We start from the raw sequence: 19,159 nt of genomic DNA, 5'->3' as shown, positions 1-19,159 counted from the left end.
TGTGTGCCCGGCAAAAAGCGGATCAGGCAGGCACCTCGACCTTGATTTCCAGCTGGTCGTCTTCCACATCCACATGCACAACGCCCCCGCTGACAGCCAGGTCGCCAAACAGCACCTCTTCCGCCAACGGTTTTTTCAGCTTCTCCTGAATCAGGCGCGCCATGGGACGGGCACCCATCTTGACGTCGTAGCCATTGATGGCCAGCCACTCCCGCGCCTCTTCACTGACATCCAGGGTAACCCGCTTGTCATCCAGCTGGGACTGCAGTTGCACCAGGAACTTGTCCACCACAGTTTTGATCACATCCAGGCTCAGCGCACCAAACTGGATAATGGCATCCAGGCGATTGCGGAACTCGGGCGTAAACATCTTCTTGATGGACTCCATCCCGTCCGAAGTGTGATCCTGCCGGGTAAAGCCGATGGAGGCCCGGCTCATCTCTTCAGCACCCGCGTTAGTCGTCATGATCAGGATCACATTGCGGAAGTCCGCCTTGCGACCATTGTTGTCCGTCAGGGTGCCGTGATCCATAACCTGAAGCAGCAGATTAAAGACTTCCGGATGGGCTTTTTCGATCTCGTCCAGCAACACCACACTGTGGGGATGCTTGGTTACCGCATCCGTCAGCAGACCGCCCTGATCAAAACCGACATACCCCGGAGGCGCACCGATCAATCGTGATACGGTATGTCGCTCCATGTATTCGGACATATCAAAGCGCACCAGCTCAACACCGAGGGTAGTGGCCAACTGCTTGCACAGCTCGGTCTTACCCACACCGGTGGGGCCGGCAAACAGGAAAGAACCGATGGGCTTGTCCGCCACACCCAGGCCAGCACGGGACAGCTTGATACTGGTACTCAGCGCATTGATCGCCTTCTCCTGCCCGAACACCGCCAGCTTCAGGTTATCCTCAAGGTTGCGCAACTGATCCCGGTCAGAGGAGGAGACACTCTTCGGCGGAATACGGGCAATCTTGGCAATAACCGCTTCAACGTCAGTAACACCAATAACCTTTTTGCGCTTGGATGGCGGCAGCAACTGCTGGTAGGCGCCAGCCTCATCAATCACATCAATCGCCTTGTCCGGCAGGAAACGCTCGGAGATATAGCGCTCGGACAACTCCGCCGCCGCTTTCAATGCGGTATCGGTGTAACGCAGTCCGTGATGCTCCTCAAAGCGACTCTTCAAACCCCGCAGGATCTGGTAAGTGTCTTCCACACTGGGCTCATTAACATCGATCTTCTGGAAGCGACGTGAGAGCGCCCTGTCCTTTTCGAAGATGCCGCGATACTCCTGGAAAGTCGTGGAACCAATACAGCGCAGGTCACCGGACGTCAGCAGCGGCTTGAGCAAATTGGAAGCATCCATAACACCGCCGGAAGCGGCACCCGCCCCGATGATGGTGTGAATCTCATCGATAAAGAGGATGGCATGGTCGCGCTTCTTCAGGTCAGCAAGCAGCCCCTTGAAACGTTTCTCGAAGTCACCGCGATACTTGGTACCTGCCAACAGGGAACCCAGGTCCAGGGAGTACACAACACTCTCCTCCAGTACCTCGGGCACCTTGCCATCAATAATACGTTTCGCCAGCCCCTCGGCGATGGCGGTCTTGCCCACCCCGGACTCACCCACCAGCAGCGGGTTGTTCTTGCGCCGGCGGGTCAGGATCTGACAGACCCGCTCCACTTCCGGCTCACGCCCCACCAGCGGATCAATGCGACCCAGCCGCGCCTCTTCGTTGAGGTTGGTTGCATAGGCGTCCAGCGGGCTCTGGCTGCCGGGCTCCCCGGACAAACCGGCTTCTTCATTCATCTCGCCGCTGTGGTCCTCATGATGCTCATCCGAGCCGGAAACCTTGGAAATGCCATGAGTGATGAAATTGACCACATCCAGCCGGGCAACATTTTGCTGCTTCAGGTAGTAAACCGCCTGGCTCTCCTGCTCACTGAAGATAGCGACCAGCACATTCGCCCCGGTCACCTCTTTCTTGCCAGAGGACTGGACGTGGAACACGGCCCGCTGCAACACCCGCTGGAAGCCCAGGGTGGGCTGGGTTTCACGCTCGGTGTCGTTTTCCGGGATCAAGGGTGTGGTGGAATCGACGAACTCAATTAATTCGCGACGAAGAAGGTTTAAATTGGCACCGCAGGCGCGGAGCACATTAACTGCAGAGTCGTTATCCAGCAGGGCCAGCAGCAGGTGCTCGACGGTCATGAATTCATGACGCTTGGAGCGAGCCCCTTTGAAGGCGAGGTTCAAGGTAACTTCTAAGTCCTTGCTCAGCATTGGCTATTACCCCTAAAGCAACGTTAAAACCAGTGATCTACTATTCGTCATCCTCAACAGCTTCGATCTCGCAAAGCAAGGGATGTTCATTCTCTCTGGCAAACTGATTCACCTGCGCTGCCTTGGTTTCAGCAATGTCACGGGTGAAAATACCGCAAACCGCTTTTCCCTGCGTGTGTACCTGGAGCATTACTTGCGTGGCCTGCTCTCTACCCATATTAAAGAATATCTCCAGGGTCTCCACAACAAACTCCATTGGAGTGTAGTCGTCGTTTAACAGTACCACTTTGTACATGGAGGGGCGCTTCAATTTTGGCTTGGCTGGCTGTACAGCTACCCCCAACCCCCCGGCATGGTCATTTTCCTGATCATCCATGCTCAATATTAGTTTAAGTTTGTCGAGATTACCCATATCGCTAAGAGGCCCGATAGGTTTGAGGTGTTTTTTTACGCGCCAGCCAGATCAACAAATCATCAATTTGATCACTTACCCTGCTTGACGGCTAAAAATATGTCCGTTATAAGAGGTCAGTCCTCCAGTCATCTATGAGTATACCCCCAACAAATGACCGTTTGTACGTCCAAATCCGTGACTACAGCGGTTGAGGTAACCCTTGCGGGTAACAGGATGCACACTTACCGGTAAACAGGTACCGCACCTGACCCGGAATCGGCGACTGGCAGGATCACACGCTACGGACAGCGACACCGACAAATAAAGACAATAAAGCAACGGAAAGAGACAGCCTCAGGCTCGCGTAAGGAACTGATTATGCCCACCGGAACAGTCAAGTGGTTCAACAACGCCAAAGGTTATGGCTTTATCCTCCCTGACGATGGCGGCGAGGACCTGTTTGTTCACTACTCCTCCATCGTCATGGAGGGCTACAAAACCCTCAAGGCCGGCCAGTCGGTGACCTTTGACACCATCAAGGGCGCCAAGGGGTTACACGCAACCAATATCCAGCTCCCCAATAAAATGGGGGAAGACAGCGGCGCCGGTGCTACCACCGAGCCCCCACAAATGCGGCACTCTGAAGCCTACGGCTAATCCCGGCGCTTACGGCCCTATCCCGCAAGCCTCATCATCCCGACGCTGCCGGCGCAGAATCACCCTGGCACGGTATCGCCAGCAACAAGACAAAAAAAAGCCCGGGCAAACCCGGGCTTTTTTCATGCCAGCAGCCTGTCTCAGGCAGAGAGATGACCCAATACTCGATTCAGGGTTGCACTTGGGCGCATGGCTGCAGCGGCTTTTTCCGGATCCGGACGGTAGTAACCACCCAGGTCCACAGCACCGCCCTGAACAGTGTTGAGCTCATCAACGATGGCCTGCTCATTGGCCTGCAGCTCTTCGGCAGCAGCCGCGAACGCCGCCTTCAGCTCTGGATCCTTCTCCTGCTCTGCCAGAGCCTTGGCCCAGTACAGTGCCAGATAGAAGTGGCTGCCGCGGTTGTCCAGCTCACCTACTTTACGGGAAGGCGATTTGTTGGCGTCCAGGAACATGCCGTTGGCCTTGTCCAGGGTGTCTGCCAGCACCTGCGCCTTGGGCAGGTCAAAGTGGTGTGCCAGGTGCGCAAAGGACTCGGACAGGGCCAGGAACTCACCCAGGGAATCCCAGCGCAGGTGGTTCTCCTCCACAAACTGCTGTACGTGCTTGGGCGCAGAGCCGCCGGCACCGGTCTCGAACAGGCCACCGCCATTCATCAGTGGCACGATGGAGAGCATCTTGGCACTGGTGCCCAGCTCCAGAATCGGGAACAGGTCAGTCAGGTAGTCACGCAGCACGTTACCGGTAACGGAGATGGTGTCTTCGCCGCGACGGATACGCTCCAGGGAGAAACGGGTCGCCTCAACCGGAGACATAATCAGGATTTCCAGGCCGGAGGTGTCGTGCTCCTTCAGGTAAGTCTCTACCTTGCGAATCAGCTGGGTGTCGTGGGCGCGGGCGCGGTCCAGCCAGAATACAGCCGGAGTACCGGTGGCGCGGGCACGGTTAACAGCCAGTTTGACCCAGTCACGGATAGGCGCATCCTTAACCTTACACATACGGAAGATATCGCCCTTCTCGACTTCCTGCTCCAGCAGTACCTGGCCAGCCTCGTCGATCACCTGTACACGACCGCGGCCCGGGGCCAGGAAGGTCTTGTTGTGTGAGCCGTACTCTTCCGCTTTCTTGGCCATCAGGCCCACGTTGGAAACGCTGCCCATGGTGGATGGGTCGAAGGCGCCATTGGCTTTACAGTCTTCGATAACCGCCTGATACACACCGGCGTAGTTGCGATCGGGGATCACGGCCTTGGTGTCGTGCAGCTGGCCATCAACGCCCCACATTTTACCGGAGTCACGGATCATCGCCGGCATGGAAGCGTCAACAATGATGTCGCTTGGTACGTGCAGGTTGGTAATACCCTTGTCAGAGTTCACCATGGCCACTTCAGGGCGCTTGGCGTAGCAGGCAGCGATGTCCGCCTTGATGGCATCCTGCTGCTCCTGACGCAGAACGCCGATCTTGGCGTACAGGTCACCGATACCGTTGTTGGCATCCACACCCAGGTTTTCCAGAACCTCGCCCCACTTGCGGAACACGGGCTTGTAGAAGGCTTTCACGGCATAACCAAACATGACAGGATCGGAGACCTTCATCATGGTGGCTTTCAGGTGCAGGGAATACAGGACATTTTCAGTGCGGGCTTCCTCGATAGTACGCTCGAAGAAAGCAGACAGTGCCTTGACGCTCATGACCGCGGCATCGATAACCTCACCGACCAGAACGGGAGTCTTTTTACGCAGGACCTCTACCTTGCCGTTATCACCAACATACTGGATAACCACATTGCCCTGGCTCTCACACACGTGGGACTTTTCACTGCCGTAGAAGTCGCCGTAAGTCATGTGAGCCACGTGGGACTTGGAGTCGGAGGTCCACTTGCCCATGCGGTGGGAGTTTTTCTTGGCGTAGGCCTTAACGGAAGCCGCCGCGCGGCGGTCGGAGTTACCTTCACGCAGCACCGGGTTTACCGCACTACCCTTGACAGAGTCGTAGAGCGCCTTGATCTTCACTTCCTTATCGCTGGCAGGCTCGTTCGGATAGTTAGGCAAAGCATAACCCTGGGCCTGCAGCTCCTTAATGGCAGCGTTCAACTGAGGCACGGAAGCACTGATGTTGGGCAGCTTGACGATATTGGCTTCGGGAGTCTCACACAGGGCTCCCAGCTCAGCCAGGTCGTCGGCAATGCGTTGCTCTTCAGGCAGAAATTCGCTGAGGGTGGCCAGGATACGACCGGAGAGGGAGATGTCTCGGGTTTCCACTTCAACGCCCGCCTTACCGGCGAACGCCTGAACGATCGGGAGCAGTGAATAGGTGGCCAGTGCAGGCGCTTCGTCAGTGAGGGTATAGATGATCTTGGGTGTTTCGTTAGACATTTTATCTCCCGTTACGTCAGGTCAATCCGCTGGTAGGAGCCATTGCCCGGCTCCGGAAATTCGCGGCGCATCTTACCAGACACACCCCGATTTCGGTAGTAAAATTACATCAAAGCCACAGCCAGTAACGCCATGAGCCAGATCATTCTCTTTAATAAACCGTTCCAGGTAATGTGCCAATTCAGCGACAGCGATGGCCGCACCACCCTGAAACAGTACCTGCATGACATGCCCGGTTTCTACCCGGCCGGGCGACTGGATTACGACTCCGAGGGGCTGCTGCTGCTCACCAACGACGGCCAGCTACAACACAGGATAGCCGATCCCCGCCACAAGCTCCCGAAAACCTATTGGGTGCAAGTTGAGAACCTGCCATCCGATCAGGCCCTGCAGCAGCTGAGGGATGGCATCCTGCTCAAGGACGGCCCCACCCTGCCCGCCCGGGTGCGGCGCATGGAGCCTCCGCCATGCCTGTGGCAACGCGACCCTCCCATTCGTGAACGGCGCAACATCCCCACCCAGTGGCTTGAAATTACCATACGCGAAGGGCGTAACCGGCAAGTTCGGCGCATGACTGCTGCAGCCGGACACCCCACCCTGAGGCTGATTCGCGCCAGCATCGGGGAGTGGAGCCTGGAACAGCTGCAACCCGGGGAGCACCGCCAGCTCGAGGTGTCCCTGCCCGCCGGCAGCACCGCGGACAAGCCTGCGGGAAAACGCCCACCACCAGGCAACAGGTCCGGCAGCACCCGCCGCAGCCGCACCAACCCGCAGACTCCACGCGGCAACAGGCCGTCGCGCAAGCGGTAATTTGCCTTCAGCCGCCGCCCGACACCAGGAACCCGGAGCATATTCTTGTTGCAAAACTACAAAACAGGCTGCCAGCCAGTGGAGAACCGATAGCAGATGCCCGACACAACACAGACCACCGCCAACAACAGACCTCACGCCACCGTAGCCACCATCGTCGAACGCGAAGGCCGCTACCTGATGGTGAAGGAGTTGCGCGATAACCGCATCGTCTACAACCAGCCCGCAGGCCACATCGAGGGCGGCGAAAGCCTGACCGACGCCGCCGTTCGCGAAACTCTGGAAGAGACTGGCTGGCAGGTCCGGCCGATAGCCTTTGGTGGCCTCTCGCTCTACCACGCCCCCAATGGCATCACCTACCTGCGCTCAACCCTGATCGCGGAAGCTATAGCCGCAAAGGAGGACGCTCAATTAGACCAAGGTATTATTGAGGCCGTCTGGCTGAGCTATGAAGAGCTGCTGGAGCTGCAGGAGCAGCTGCGCAGCCCGATTGTGCTCAAGGTGATTGACGATTACCGCCTGGGCGTCCGCTACCCATTGGAACTGCTCTACCAGCACCGGTAGAATAGCCGCCTTTCTGCCTCAGCCGGTGTCCGGCAGCAGAGTTCAGGCAGGCAATCGAACAGTGCAGCGGAATCAGCCCAGTGACCAGCAGTAATCCCCAGACCCCAGATCCCCACACCGGCAACGCCACCACCAAAGTAATCGTGGGCATGTCCGGCGGTGTCGACTCCTCCGTCGCTGCCCTGCTGCTGTTGCAACAGGGCTATCAGGTGGAAGGCCTGTTCATGAAGAACTGGGACGAGGACGACGGCACCGAATACTGCACCGCCAAGGATGACCTCATCGACGCCCAGCGGGTCTGCGATACCCTCGGCATCCGCCTGCATACCGCCAATTTTGCCGCCGAGTACTGGGATAACGTGTTCGAGCACTTCCTGGCCGAATACCAGGCCGGCCGCACACCCAACCCCGATATCCTCTGTAACCGGGAGATCAAGTTCAAGGTCTTCCTGGAGTACGCCGAAATGCTCGGTGCCGACCTGATTGCCACCGGACACTATGTGCGCCGCCGCGACCTGGACGGCCACGCCCAGCTGCTCAAGGGGCTGGATCCCAATAAAGACCAGAGCTACTTCCTGCACGCCGTCGGTGAAGAGGAGTTCGGCCGCTCCCTTTTCCCCGTTGGCGACCTGGAAAAGCCGGTGGTGCGGCAACTGGCGGAAGAGCACAACCTGATTACCCACAACAAGAAGGACAGCACCGGCATCTGCTTTATCGGTGAGCGTCGCTTCAAGGATTTCCTGCAGCAGTACCTGCCCGCCCAACCCGGCGATATCGTCGACGACGAAGGCAATGTTATCGGCCGCCACGCCGGATTGATGTACCACACCATCGGCCAGCGCCAGGGCCTGGGTATTGGCGGCATGAAAGGCGCCAGCGATGAACCCTGGTATGTCGCAGGCAAGGATTTGGTCAACAACCAGCTGCTGGCCGTGCAGGGTACCAACCACCCTCTCCTTTTCAGCCAGGCCCTGACCGCCGGCCAGGCGCACTGGATCAATGGTGAGACAGACACCTTCCCGCTGCGGTGTCATGCCAAGACCCGCTACCGCCAGGCAGACCAGGCCTGCTCTGTGGAGAAAACCGGCGATAACCAGCTCAAAGTAGTATTCGACCAGCCGCAACGTGCCGTGACACCGGGCCAGTCGGTGGTCTTTTATGACGGCGACGTCTGCCTGGGCGGCGCTGTTATCGAGCAAGCGCTGTAAACGCTGCCAATCGAATCTCAACCGACACTCAACCGAGGCAGGATTTTTGAAGACCCAGTGGATGCACCAGACTCTCGCTCTGGCAGGAATATTTCAGGCCGCCGCCCTGGTGGAGGAGCTGGCCAAGACCGGCTTTGTACCCAGTCGCTACCAACAGACCTCAATCGCCAGCCTGTTCAAGATCAACCCGGACTCCACACTGGAAGTCTACGGCGGTGATGCCTCAGGCCTGGAACTGGGCCTGCAGGTGATGCTCAATGTGCTGCGGCAAAAGCAGGTACGCCAGCACCCGGATGCCCTGCGTTACGTGCTGGGCATGTTGCACCTGCAGAAAAAGATGATGGGCCGCAAGGATATGCTGGGGGTGATCAGCAAGCGCCTGCAGCAGATCTCCGAGCAGGCTGACCATTTCGGCTGCTGCCACGAGAATGTCCTTGCCAGTATCGGTGGCCTCTATGGCGACACCATCAGCACCTTCCGTTTCCGCATCCAGGTCATGGGCGATTTCAACTACCTGCAGCAGGCCCGCATCGCCAATCAGGTTCGCGCCCTGCTGTTTGCCGGTATCCGCTCGGCGACCCTGTGGCGACAGGTGAAGGGCTCCAGGCTGCAGCTACTGATCCAGCGCAAGCGACTGGCGGCCTGCGCCGAGGAATTGCTGCGTACACTGCCGCTCAATTAGGTCGGCAGGCAGGGACTTTTCCGGTATCATTCGCGCCTCACCCTCTCACTGGTTAATTTTTGAACGGCTCTTGGACGACTATGGCTTCAGCTCCCGAACTCTCCGCCCTCACTGCGGTATCCCCCATTGATGGCCGCTACGGCAGTAAAACCACCGACTATCGCACCATTTTCAGCGAATACGGCCTCATCCGTGCCCGCGTTGAAGTGGAAATCCGCTGGCTGCAGCGTCTGGCCCAGCACGAAGGCATCGGTGAAGTTCCGCCCTTCAGCGCCGAGACCAACGCCCTGCTGGATGGCATTGTGGCCAACTTCAGCGAAGAGCACGCCCAGCGCATCAAAACCATTGAGGCGACCACCAACCACGACGTAAAAGCGGTTGAGTATTTCATTAAAGAGCAGTTCGCGGACAACGCCGAACTGCTGAAAGTCACCGAGTTCGTGCACTTCGCCTGCACCTCTGAAGACATCAATAACCTCTCCCACGCCATCATGCTGCGCCAGGGCCGCGATGACGTGCTGGTACCACAGGCCCGGCAGATCGTGGACGCCATTGCCAAACTGGCACACGACTACGCTGCTGACTCCATGCTGTCCCGCACCCATGGCCAGACTGCCAGCCCCACCACCGTGGGCAAGGAGATGGCCAACGTGGTTGCACGCCTGCGCCGTCAACTGCAGCGCATCCAGGAGGTAGAGCTGCTGGGTAAGATCAATGGTGCCGTGGGCAACTACAACGCTCACCTCTCCGCTTACCCCAACGTGGACTGGCAAGGTAATGCACAGGTCTTTGTTGAGAGCCTGGGCCTGACCTGGAACCCCTACACCACCCAGATCGAGCCACACGACTACATGGCCGAGCTGTTTGACGCCGTTGCCCGCTTCAACACTATCCTCATCGACTTCGATCGCGATGTATGGGGCTACATCTCCCTCGGTTACTTCAAGCAGAAGACTATTGCCGGTGAAGTGGGCTCCTCCACCATGCCGCACAAGGTCAACCCCATCGACTTCGAAAACTCCGAAGGCAACCTGGGCCTGGCCAACGCCGTGTTCGGACACCTGACTGCAAAGCTGCCCATCTCCCGCTGGCAGCGTGACCTGACCGACTCCACCGTACTGCGCAACATGGGCGTTGGTTTCGGCTACAGCTCTATCGCCTACGCCTCCACCCAGAAAGGGATTGGCAAGCTGGAGATCAACCGCGCGCGCCTGGAAGAAGATCTCAACAACAGCTGGGAAGTACTGGCTGAGCCTATCCAGACCATCATGCGTCGTTACGATGTTCCTGAGCCCTACGAGAAGCTGAAAGCCCTGACCCGTGGCCAGACCATCAACCGCGAGATCCTGGCCAACTTTGTAGAGACGCTGGATATTCCGGAAGAGGCCAAGCAGGCCATGCGCGAGCTGACTCCGGCCAACTACATCGGCAACGCAGTCTCCCAGGCAAAAGACATCTGAGCCTGAGCCCAAACGCCCGCTCCTGCGGGCGTTTTTGTTTTCAGCGCCAACCCATCCCCGCCCAACACCTCAACCAGACGCTGCCCACCATGCCTGCACCCCTGACCCGCCTCGGCGACATCGATATAAACACCTTCCTGCGTGACTACTGGCAGCAGAAACCGCTGTTGATCCGGCAGGCCTTTCCCGGCTTTGAATCGCCGCTGGAACCGGATGAACTGGCGGGCCTGGCGCTGGAGGAAGAGATTGAATCGCGGATTATTCTCGAGCAGGGCAAAACCCCCTGGGAACTTCGTTGCGGCCCCTTCAGCGAAGCGGACTTCAGCGAGCTGCCCGAGAGCAACTGGACCCTGCTGCTGCAGGCCGTGGATCACTATATCCCCGAGCTCACTGCCCTGCTGGAGTCATTCCGCTTCCTTCCGGACTGGCGCCTGGACGACATCATGGTGAGCTATGCCGTCAACGGTGGCAGTGTCGGCCCCCACTTCGACCAGTACGACGTATTTCTGCTGCAAGGTGCTGGCGAGCGGCACTGGCAACTGGGCCAACTCTGCGGTCCGGACTCTGCCCTGTTACCAGACACCCAGCTGAGCATCCTGAGCGACTTCCAGGCAGAAGCCGAATACGTGCTCCAGCCGGGCGACATGCTCTACCTGCCACCACGACTGGCCCACTGGGGAACAGCCCTGGATGACGACTGCATCACCTACTCCATCGGCTTTCGTGCCCCCAGCCACAGTGAAATCCTCGAGGGTCTGATACAGGACTCACTGCAACAACTGACCGAGTTTGAACGCTTTAATGACGGCGGGCGCGACGCCCCGGTCAATCCGGGACTGCTGGACAATGACGCCATCGAACAAGTACTGGAGCTGTGGCGATCACACATAAATCGCGAGTCGGCAGGCGACTGGCTGGGTCGCCATATGACCCGTCCCAAATATTCCGATGACAGCGCACTAACCGAACCGGAAGACGACTACCTGAACGAGCTGCCGCAGCAACTGCAAAAGCATCCGGCGTCACGCTTTGCCTGGCTACCCTCCGGCACTGATCAGGCCCGCTTTTTCGTCGCGGGCACCAGTCACGACTGCAGCACGCAACTGGCCACTGCGCTCTGCGCGGAACACCACTACCAGATCGACGCCCTGCTGGCCCTGGCAACCTCGGAGACCGATCGGTGCCTGCTGAACCTGCTCTGGTTTCAGGGGCACCTGGAAGACCCGGATGACGAAGAAGCGCTGGAGGACGACGAAGCGTAAATAACGCTTTTCGTGACCGGCTTTTGGCGACAGGTAGCCACAATTGGCATAATGCTCCGGTAACCATGCCGTGATCACTGTCTAACGACCCGCCAGCAGACCACCAGGAATTCCCGGCTGCTAAACTTGGTCACGGGACCGGAAACAATCACGTGATTAATAGCGGCAACATCAGGGCAAGGACATGAGCGAGCTGAGAGCAACCCCTTCAGAATCCTGCGATACACTCACCCTGCTGCAAGGCCCCGCTACGTTTGTGCATTACGCCTGCGAAAACCTGCGGGCCGGGCACCGCGAAGTGAGCATCTTCTCCACCAGTCTCAACAAAGCCCTCTACGGCGACGAGGATTTTTGCTCGGCCCTCAGCGCCCTCGCCCGCGGCCATCGACTGGCGGAAATCCGCATTCTGGTGCTGGACACCGAACCCCTGCTCTCGGGCCGACACCCCTTGCTGCGCTTGCAACAGAGACTCTCCAGTAAAGTCAAAATCCGCCAGGCCACACTGCAACCCGAGCACCAGCAGCGCGGCTATATGATTGTCGATCGCAGCAGCGTATTGCTGCAGCACGACGACGGCCAGTTTGACGGTTTTTGTAACACTGAAGCACGCGCGGAGGCCGCCAGCCTGCTGGACGAGTTCAGGGAGATGTGGGAACGCCAGAGCACGGAAATTTCTGACCTTCGAACCTTCACACTCTGATCCCCTGCACCACCGACCCGATGAATGATCGTCACATCCTCAATGCGATACCAAACTGGAAGCCCGCTGCCAGGTTGATTACCCTGCTCTTGTGTCTCTGCGCCGGCAGTGTGGCGGCCGCCACCATGGAAGTGGTGGAACTGCGTCACCGCCCACCAGGCCTGTTGCTGCCCGAGTTACAGGCCGTGGCACAAGCCACCACCGTGGCCGCCAGCGGCAATCGCCTTGTGCTGAGCGGCGACCCCGGTGAGATTGAGGAACTGACAGGGCTGATACAGGAGCTGGACCAGCCCCTGGCCCAATTTCGCATCCATGTGCGCCAGAGCGGCAACAACAGCCAGCAGGGTAACCAGTGGAACACCAGCGGCCAGCTGCGCACCACCACCCAACCCGGCACAAAGATCCGCACCACCACCGGCGACCGCAAGGCCGGCACCTTTACCCTGCACTCCTCCTCAACCCATCACAGCGTCACCACCACGGTTGGCCAGTTCAGCAACAACAGCAGCCGTGGATCAACCCAGCAGGTACGGGCTTTGGAAGGTATGCCGGCCTACATCGAAACCGGTCACGAGATTCCTTTCCTGTCTCTCTACCCGGGCCCCCAGGGCCATGGCAGCCAGCAACAGTATGAGCCTGTGGTAACCGGCTTTTACGTCACCCCGACCCCTGCCTGGAACAATCAGGTACAACTGGAGATCAGCGTTCGGGACGATCGTTACCGGCAGGACCAGCACCAGGAATATATTGAGAGTCGCGGTATGGGCACCAGTGTGCGGGCCCCGCTGGGGCAGTGGATAGATCTGGGCAGCAGCGTACAACAGCAGACTGACGATGGCCGTGGATACACCAGCTACAGATCCGGCAACGGCAGCAACAGCTACCGCATTGAATTGATGATTGAGCGCAGCAACTAATCCGGCTCCGCCACCAGAGGCAGCAGGCCGGTCATCAGGGAAAGGCAGGCCACCGGCTCATAGGGTACAAGACGGGAGATACGGTGGGCGCCATAATCCACCGCCACCCGGGCCATGCCGGCGCGACGGGCCATTTCCATATCAAACTCCGTATCCCCCACCATCACCGCGCGCTCTACGGGAGTAGCGAACTCCTGCAACAACTCGTGCAACATCAACGGGTGCGGCTTGGAAGCGGTTTCGTCGGAGCATCGTGAACCGTGAAACAGGGTTTGCACGCCCAGCGCTGCCATGACACGGTTGAGACCCGCCCGGCTTTTACCTGTGGCCACCGCAATCTGGTGCCCGCCGGACAGCAGCGCATCCAGCGTCTCCTCCACTCCCGGGAAGAACGTTGAGGGCACAGCGTCGGCGACCACGTACTGATGAGCGTAGCCCTGGCGCATGGCCTCCACACCCTCGCTTTCCAATCCGGGAAACAGTGTCTGGATCGCCTCCGGCAAGCCCAGGCCAATGATGTTTTTGACCGCCTCCACCTCAGGCACCGCCAGCCCCAGGTCCGCTGCGGCCTCCCGCATACAGGTGACAATCTTGTCTGTGGAGTCGCACAGGGTTCCATCCCAGTCGAAAATAACCAGCATAGCCCCGCCCTGCTACTCGGCCTGCAATCGAGCCAATGGCTCACTCAGGCGCTCATCCAGCGGCGCCTCAACCCGAATGGGCGCCCTCTCATCCGGCAGGGTCAGCTCCAGTGCCGCGGCATGCAGAAATAGCCGGTTAAAACCCGCCGCTTTCATCTGCTTGTTGAAGTCATCGGTGCCGTATTTGGGGTCACCCACCAGCGGATGCCCCTTGAACTGGGCGTGCACGCGGATCTGGTGGGTGCGCCCCGTGATGGGCTTGGCCTCTACCAGCGTACAGTCCCGGAAACGCTGCAGGACACGAAACTCGGTCAGGGAGGGCTTGCCATCGGCACTGACACGTACCATACGCTCGCCGCTGCTGAGCTCATTCTTTTTCAATGGCGCATCCACGTGGGTGGCGCGATTGGGCCAGCGCCCCTGCACCAGCGCCTGGTAGTACTTCTGTACCCGCCCCTCCCGCAACTCATTGTGCAGATAGCGCAACATGCTGCGTTTCTTTGCCACCATGATGCAGCCGGAAGTATCCCGGTCGAGACGGTGCACCAGCTCCAGTGACTTCTCCTGCGGATAGAGGGTGCGCAGGGCCTCGATCAGGCCGAGATTGATGCCACTGCCACCGTGCACAGCCAGGCCCGAGGGCTTGTTGATAATGATCAGGCCCTTGTTTTCGAACAGGATGGAGCGTGACAGCAACTCCTGCAGCTGCTCACTGGCCTGAACCGGCGCCTTCTCGTCTGCCACCCTAACCGGTGGAATGCGGATGACGTCGCCGGCCTGCAAGCGGTAGTCGGCTTTGATCCGCCCCTTATTCACCCGCACTTCACCCTTGCGCAGGATGCGGTAAACAAGGGTTCTGGGAACCCCTTTGAGGTGGGTAATCAGGAAATTGTCGATGCGCTGGCCAGCGCGCTCCTGATCAATTTCGACCCATTGCACACTGGGTGAAGAGGACATAACCGGGGGTTCCGTGGGAGACAGGTACGTTAAAGTGCGAATTATACCCGCCTTTGACCTGCCAATCAGTGAAAATCTCGTTTGAGATCAGGCAGCTAGAGACAAAATTTGAAGAGTTACGGAAATGTTGCTATATTCGGCCGGTCTGATCAGGCTGGTTTCCGGACATTGCGTAATTTGAGAGGCATGTTGCGAGGAAATACCGCTGACCGACAGGGTTTGGAATCTCTGGACGGCCCGATTGTCAGACTGATGACTATACACAGCGCGCAGAACACTACCCGGTTTACGCCCTGTGCCCAGTAATGACAGGAGCCTGTTTGGGGCACCCCGTTCACATCGCCCCTCCAGAGCCAGACAACATTATTAACGGCCCCGCCGACTGAGTCCCCGCAGCCTGTAACTCCACCTGTGTGCAGTACAGGGCGGCAAAGTACCAAGGACTTCATGACCGGGGCACCGATGAAAACCGCGCACGACAGCCGGATCATCGAAAAGTATTGTGATCAGAGATGCTCCTGATCCGAGTAGTATTGAGGTGCGCCTTGTCACGAGGCGCGAGAGAAACACTGACCCTGTGCAGACCCGCCGCCCCATCCCTATATGGCGCGGCCGGAAACCGACAGAAAAGAGAACGACACAGGCGACAGACAATCCCCAACCACAGTTTGCCCGTACTCAACGGAGACGCGACCCAAAAAGCCCGCCTCTCCCGGCAAACCCGGAAAATGTGTCTGTTCAGGTCAGCACTCCCTTGAAACCACCCGGATCCGGTAACTGGCGTCGGACTATTGCCAATGGGCACTGTCCGGCGACAGCTTTACAATGAGTCCATGGTTGCCACCGCACCGGCAACCCCAGGCCCCACAGGACACGGCGCAAGCCCTCCCTGCCCGGGCCCGGGTGCATCAGGTGCTGCAGCAACCCAACAGCCGCCCTGGCGAGCTCACCCATCGGTGGGTAGCGTCCGGGATTGCGTGAGGCTGATCTCCACAGACTTTTCCTGCTCCTGCCGTTATGCGTAAAACCATTCAGGTAACGCATGAAAAGAATGCTCATCAATGCAACTCAACCCGAAGAGTTGCGCGTAGCACTGGTCGATGGCCAGTGGCTCTACGACCTCGATATTGAAAATCGCACCCGCGAACAGAAAAAAGCCAACATCTACAAGGGTAAAATTACCCGTATCGAACCCAGCCTTGAGGCCGCGTTCGTCGACTACGGCGCCGAGCGCCACGGCTTCCTGCCACTGAAAGAGATCTCCCGCCAGTATTTCACCAAAGGCTCCTCAGACTCCGAAGGCCGCGTCAAAATCAAGGACGTGATCAAGGAAGGCCAGGAGATTGTGGTCCAGATCGACAAGGAAGAGCGTGGCAACAAAGGTGCCGCCCTCACTACCTTCATCAGCCTGGCTGGCCGCTACTTGGTACTGATGCCCAACAACCCTCGTGCTGGTGGCATTTCCCGCCGCATTGATGGCGAAGACCGCTCCGAGCTGCGCGACGCCCTGAGCAAGATCGAAGTGCCACAGGGCATGGGCATTATCGTCCGCACCGCCGGTGTTGGTCGCAGCGCCGAAGAGCTGCAGTGGGACATGGACAACCTGCTGAAGCTTTGGACCTCCATCGAAGCCGCTTCCGCCGAGCGCTCCGCCCCGGCCTTCCTGTTCCAGGAGAGCAACGTTCTCTACCGCGCTATCCGCGACTACCTGCGTCTGGATGTTGGCGAAATCATCGTCGACAAGAAAGAAGCCTACGATCTGGTACAAGCCCTGATCACGCAGATGATGCCGGGCAGCAACAGCAAGGTGAAGCTCTACCAGGATGACACCCCGCTGTTCAATCGCTACCAGATCGAGAGCCAGATCGAGACCGCCTTTGAGCGTGAGGTCAAGCTCCCCTCCGGCGGCTCCATTGTCATCGACATCACCGAAGCCCTGGTTTCCATCGACATCAACTCCGCCCGCGCCACCAAGGGCGGCGACATCGAAGAGACCGCACTGCGCACCAACCTGGAAGCGGCCGACGAAATCGCCCGCCAGCTGCGCCTGCGTGATATCGGTGGCCTGGTGGTCATCGACTTCATCGACATGCAGCCGGTCCGCAACCAGCGCGAAGTGGAAAACCGCGTACGTGATGCCTTGGCCATGGACCGTGCACGGGTACAGGTAGGCCGCATCTCCCGTTTCGGCCTGCTGGAGATGTCCCGCCAGCGCCTGCGCCCATCCCTGGAAGAGACCAGTTCCAAGGTATGCCCCCGCTGCAGCGGCCAGGGCACCATCCGCAGCACCAAATCCATTGCCCTCTCCATCCTCCGTCTGGTGGAAGAAGAGGCGCAAAAAGAGCGCAGCGCCGAGATTCGGGCCATTACCCCGGTACCGGTTGCCACCTACCTGCTGAACGAGAAGCGCAAAGCGATCTCCAGCATCGAAGCACGCAACAATACCCGCGTACTGGTTATTCCTAACGAACACATGGTGACGCCGCATTTCGAGGTCCAGCGCCTGCGTGATGACGAAGCCTCCAACAGCGAAACCAGCTACAAGATCGTTACCCAGCCGGACGAAAGCCAGATTGAAACCCTGGAAACCAGCACCGCCCTGCCGCCGGCGCCTCAGCCTGCCGTACAGCAGCTGCAGCCGTCCGAAATGGCCCCTGCGCCAGCACCGACCCCTGCACCGGCACCTGCGCCGGAACCCGCCAAGCCGGGCCTGTTGACCCGCCTGATGCACGCCCTGTTCGGCGATCCGCAGGAAAAGGCTCGTCAGAAGGAAGAGGAAGAGCGGGAAGAGCAGCGCAAACAACGTAGCCAGAGAAACCGTAACTCCCAGCAGCGCAACCGTCGTGGCGGCAACCGCTCGCGCAACGACCGTGATCGCAACCAGGACCGCAACCGCGACGACAACCGCCGCAAAGATAGCGAGAGCCGCAACAAGGGCGACGACAATCGCAAAGAGCGTGGCGATCGTAACGAGCGAGGTGATCGCAATGAGCGCAATGAGCGCAGCGAGCGCGGTGATCGTAACGAACGCGGCGAACGCGGGGAGCGTAATGAGCGCGGTGATCGTAATGAGCGTGGCAATCGTCGCCGTGACCGTGACCGCGACGCCCGCAAGGAGCAAAAGCCACAGGAAGACGCCGAGCTGGAGACCCGGAACACCGAGGCCTCCGATGCGACCGGTAGCGACGAGCAGCGCCCAAGCAAGCGCCCTGCTGGCAAGCGCGGTCGTCCACAGCCCCGCCGCCGTGGTCGTCGCGATGGCGACAACGCTGAAAGCACCACTGATACCGATGCCGACAGCAGCCAGGACCAGCCCACTGAGCGCAGCGAATCCGCTGAGCGCCAGCAGCCACAGCGCGAACCTCGCGAACGCCGTCAGCGCCAGCGTCAGGAGCGCCCGGAGCGCGCAGAATCAGCACCGGCTGAACAGGCTGCTCCTGCTGTGACCCGCGCTGCCGGCACTGAAGAGTCTGCACCGGCGGCACCAGTCAGCGAAGCCCCTGTCTCCGCAGCAACAGCTGCCGCGGCGGAAGTTTCCAGTGCAGAGCAAGAGCATAAGCCGACTGCAGAAGCGCCAGCAGAGCCCGTAGCCGCCGTGGAAGCTGAGGCCACCACTGCTGCGCCAGAAGCCACTGTCGCTGAACAGCCAGCCAGCAGTCAGGCCGCAGACACTACCGCCACCGAAGCGCCAATGGCCAATGCCACTGAGGAGCAGCCTCAAGCGACGGAAGCCACCCCTGCCACTGTTGAAGCGGCAGAGGAAGTGAAGGCAGAAGATACAGCGGCACCCGAAGCGCCAGTCGCCGAAGACGCGTCCCCGGCAGTAACTGCAGAGGCCGAGGCTGAAGCCAGCGCCGCAGAGGAAGCAGAGGCTGCACCGAAGTCCACCGGCCAAACTGACCTGTTTGCCGCGGCAGCTCCGGCAACAGCGACTGAAGAGACCGGTGAAGAGACAGCCGCACAGCCCGCGGAAGCGGTTGCGGCAGCCCCCTCGCCCGCCGAGCCGGTTGCAGCTGCCCCGGGCAGCCGTGCCGCCAATGACCCACGGGTTAATCCCAAGCCTGTAACCGGGCTGCAGATTGGCAGTGAAGTTCGCGAGCTGAGCATGAGCGCGCCACTGGACACCTCAGTGCCCGCCAGCATCAGCCACAACCCGCGCCCACTGGCGCGCCCCGCCAACGATCCGCGCCACAAGCGCACCGGGGTTGACTCTGGCAGCGCGGAATAATCGCACCGCAAAGC

At 59.4% G+C, this 19,159-nt stretch carries 15 protein-coding genes; 10 read left to right on the top strand and 5 right to left on the bottom strand.

The window, feature by feature from the left end; all coding sequences use genetic code 11:
* Positions 1-22 precede the first annotated feature (22 nt).
* Entirely contained in the window at positions 23-2,290 is a 2,268-nt protein-coding gene (gene clpA / locus GSF27_RS02505) for an ATP-dependent Clp protease ATP-binding subunit ClpA (protein WP_160965379.1), read from the bottom strand.
* Between the two features lie 40 nt (positions 2,291-2,330).
* Entirely contained in the window at positions 2,331-2,702 is a 372-nt protein-coding gene (gene clpS / locus GSF27_RS02500; protein ID WP_160965377.1) for an ATP-dependent Clp protease adapter ClpS, read from the bottom strand.
* Positions 2,703-3,062: 360 nt separating this feature from the next.
* Between clpS and GSF27_RS02495 the strand changes: the two genes are divergently transcribed.
* The gene (locus GSF27_RS02495) at positions 3,063-3,341 is read left to right on the top strand and encodes a cold-shock protein (protein ID WP_160965375.1); all 279 of its coding nucleotides are present in this window, start codon (positions 3,063-3,065) and stop codon (positions 3,339-3,341) included.
* A 140-nt stretch (positions 3,342-3,481) separates the two neighbouring features.
* Here the strand turns inward: GSF27_RS02495 and GSF27_RS02490 are convergent, their stop codons facing one another.
* Positions 3,482-5,716: an NADP-dependent isocitrate dehydrogenase gene (locus tag GSF27_RS02490; protein ID WP_160965373.1), complete on the bottom strand. Its 2,235-nt coding sequence runs from the start codon at positions 5,714-5,716 to the stop codon at positions 3,482-3,484.
* Positions 5,717-5,848: 132 nt separating this feature from the next.
* Between GSF27_RS02490 and GSF27_RS02485 the strand changes: the two genes are divergently transcribed.
* The 8 genes from GSF27_RS02485 to GSF27_RS02450 all read left to right on the top strand — a co-directional run bounded on the left by GSF27_RS02485 (position 5,849) and on the right by GSF27_RS02450 (position 13,319).
* On the top strand, positions 5,849-6,526 hold the full coding sequence (locus GSF27_RS02485) for a pseudouridine synthase (RefSeq protein ID WP_160965371.1): 678 nt from the start codon (positions 5,849-5,851) through the stop codon (positions 6,524-6,526).
* Between the two features lie 96 nt (positions 6,527-6,622).
* Positions 6,623-7,090 (top strand): NUDIX hydrolase, encoded by a 468-nt coding sequence (locus GSF27_RS02480; protein WP_160965369.1) that lies wholly within the window; start codon positions 6,623-6,625, stop codon positions 7,088-7,090.
* 80 nt (positions 7,091-7,170) lie between these two features.
* A complete protein-coding gene (mnmA, locus tag GSF27_RS02475; RefSeq protein WP_370462550.1) occupies positions 7,171-8,298 on the top strand; it encodes a tRNA 2-thiouridine(34) synthase MnmA in 1,128 nt (375 codons plus the stop codon).
* Positions 8,299-8,344: 46 nt separating this feature from the next.
* On the top strand, positions 8,345-8,980 hold the full coding sequence (gene hflD, locus GSF27_RS02470; RefSeq protein ID WP_237457334.1) for a high frequency lysogenization protein HflD: 636 nt from the start codon (positions 8,345-8,347) through the stop codon (positions 8,978-8,980).
* Between the two features lie 80 nt (positions 8,981-9,060).
* Positions 9,061-10,440, top strand: a complete 1,380-nt coding sequence (gene purB, locus GSF27_RS02465) for an adenylosuccinate lyase (RefSeq protein ID WP_160965367.1) — start codon at positions 9,061-9,063, stop codon at positions 10,438-10,440.
* A gap of 89 nt (positions 10,441-10,529) precedes the next feature.
* Positions 10,530-11,702, top strand: a complete 1,173-nt coding sequence (locus GSF27_RS02460; RefSeq protein ID WP_160965365.1) for a cupin domain-containing protein — start codon at positions 10,530-10,532, stop codon at positions 11,700-11,702.
* 184 nt (positions 11,703-11,886) lie between these two features.
* Positions 11,887-12,402 (top strand): hypothetical protein, encoded by a 516-nt coding sequence (locus GSF27_RS02455; protein WP_160965363.1) that lies wholly within the window; start codon positions 11,887-11,889, stop codon positions 12,400-12,402.
* Between the two features lie 20 nt (positions 12,403-12,422).
* Entirely contained in the window at positions 12,423-13,319 is an 897-nt protein-coding gene (locus GSF27_RS02450) for a hypothetical protein (RefSeq protein WP_160965361.1), read from the top strand.
* Here the strand turns inward: GSF27_RS02450 and GSF27_RS02445 are convergent.
* Positions 13,316-13,960: an HAD-IA family hydrolase gene (locus tag GSF27_RS02445; RefSeq protein WP_160965359.1), complete on the bottom strand. Its 645-nt coding sequence runs from the start codon at positions 13,958-13,960 to the stop codon at positions 13,316-13,318. The two genes, GSF27_RS02450 and GSF27_RS02445, sit on opposite strands and share 4 nt — an antisense overlap.
* 12 nt (positions 13,961-13,972) lie before the next feature.
* Positions 13,973-14,917, bottom strand: a complete 945-nt coding sequence (gene rluC / locus GSF27_RS02440; protein WP_160965357.1) for a 23S rRNA pseudouridine(955/2504/2580) synthase RluC — start codon at positions 14,915-14,917, stop codon at positions 13,973-13,975.
* 1,042 nt (positions 14,918-15,959) lie between these two features.
* Here rluC and rne point away from each other — a divergent pair.
* Entirely contained in the window at positions 15,960-19,145 is a 3,186-nt protein-coding gene (gene rne, locus GSF27_RS02435) for a ribonuclease E (RefSeq protein WP_160965355.1), read from the top strand.
* Positions 19,146-19,159: the final 14 nt, after the last annotated feature.

Source organism: Pseudomaricurvus sp. HS19 (assembly GCF_009857815.1).
Taxonomy (GTDB): Bacteria; Pseudomonadota; Gammaproteobacteria; order Pseudomonadales; family Cellvibrionaceae; genus Pseudomaricurvus.
Note: the sequence above shows the minus strand (reverse complement) of the source record. Positions and strands in the feature narration are given on the sequence as shown.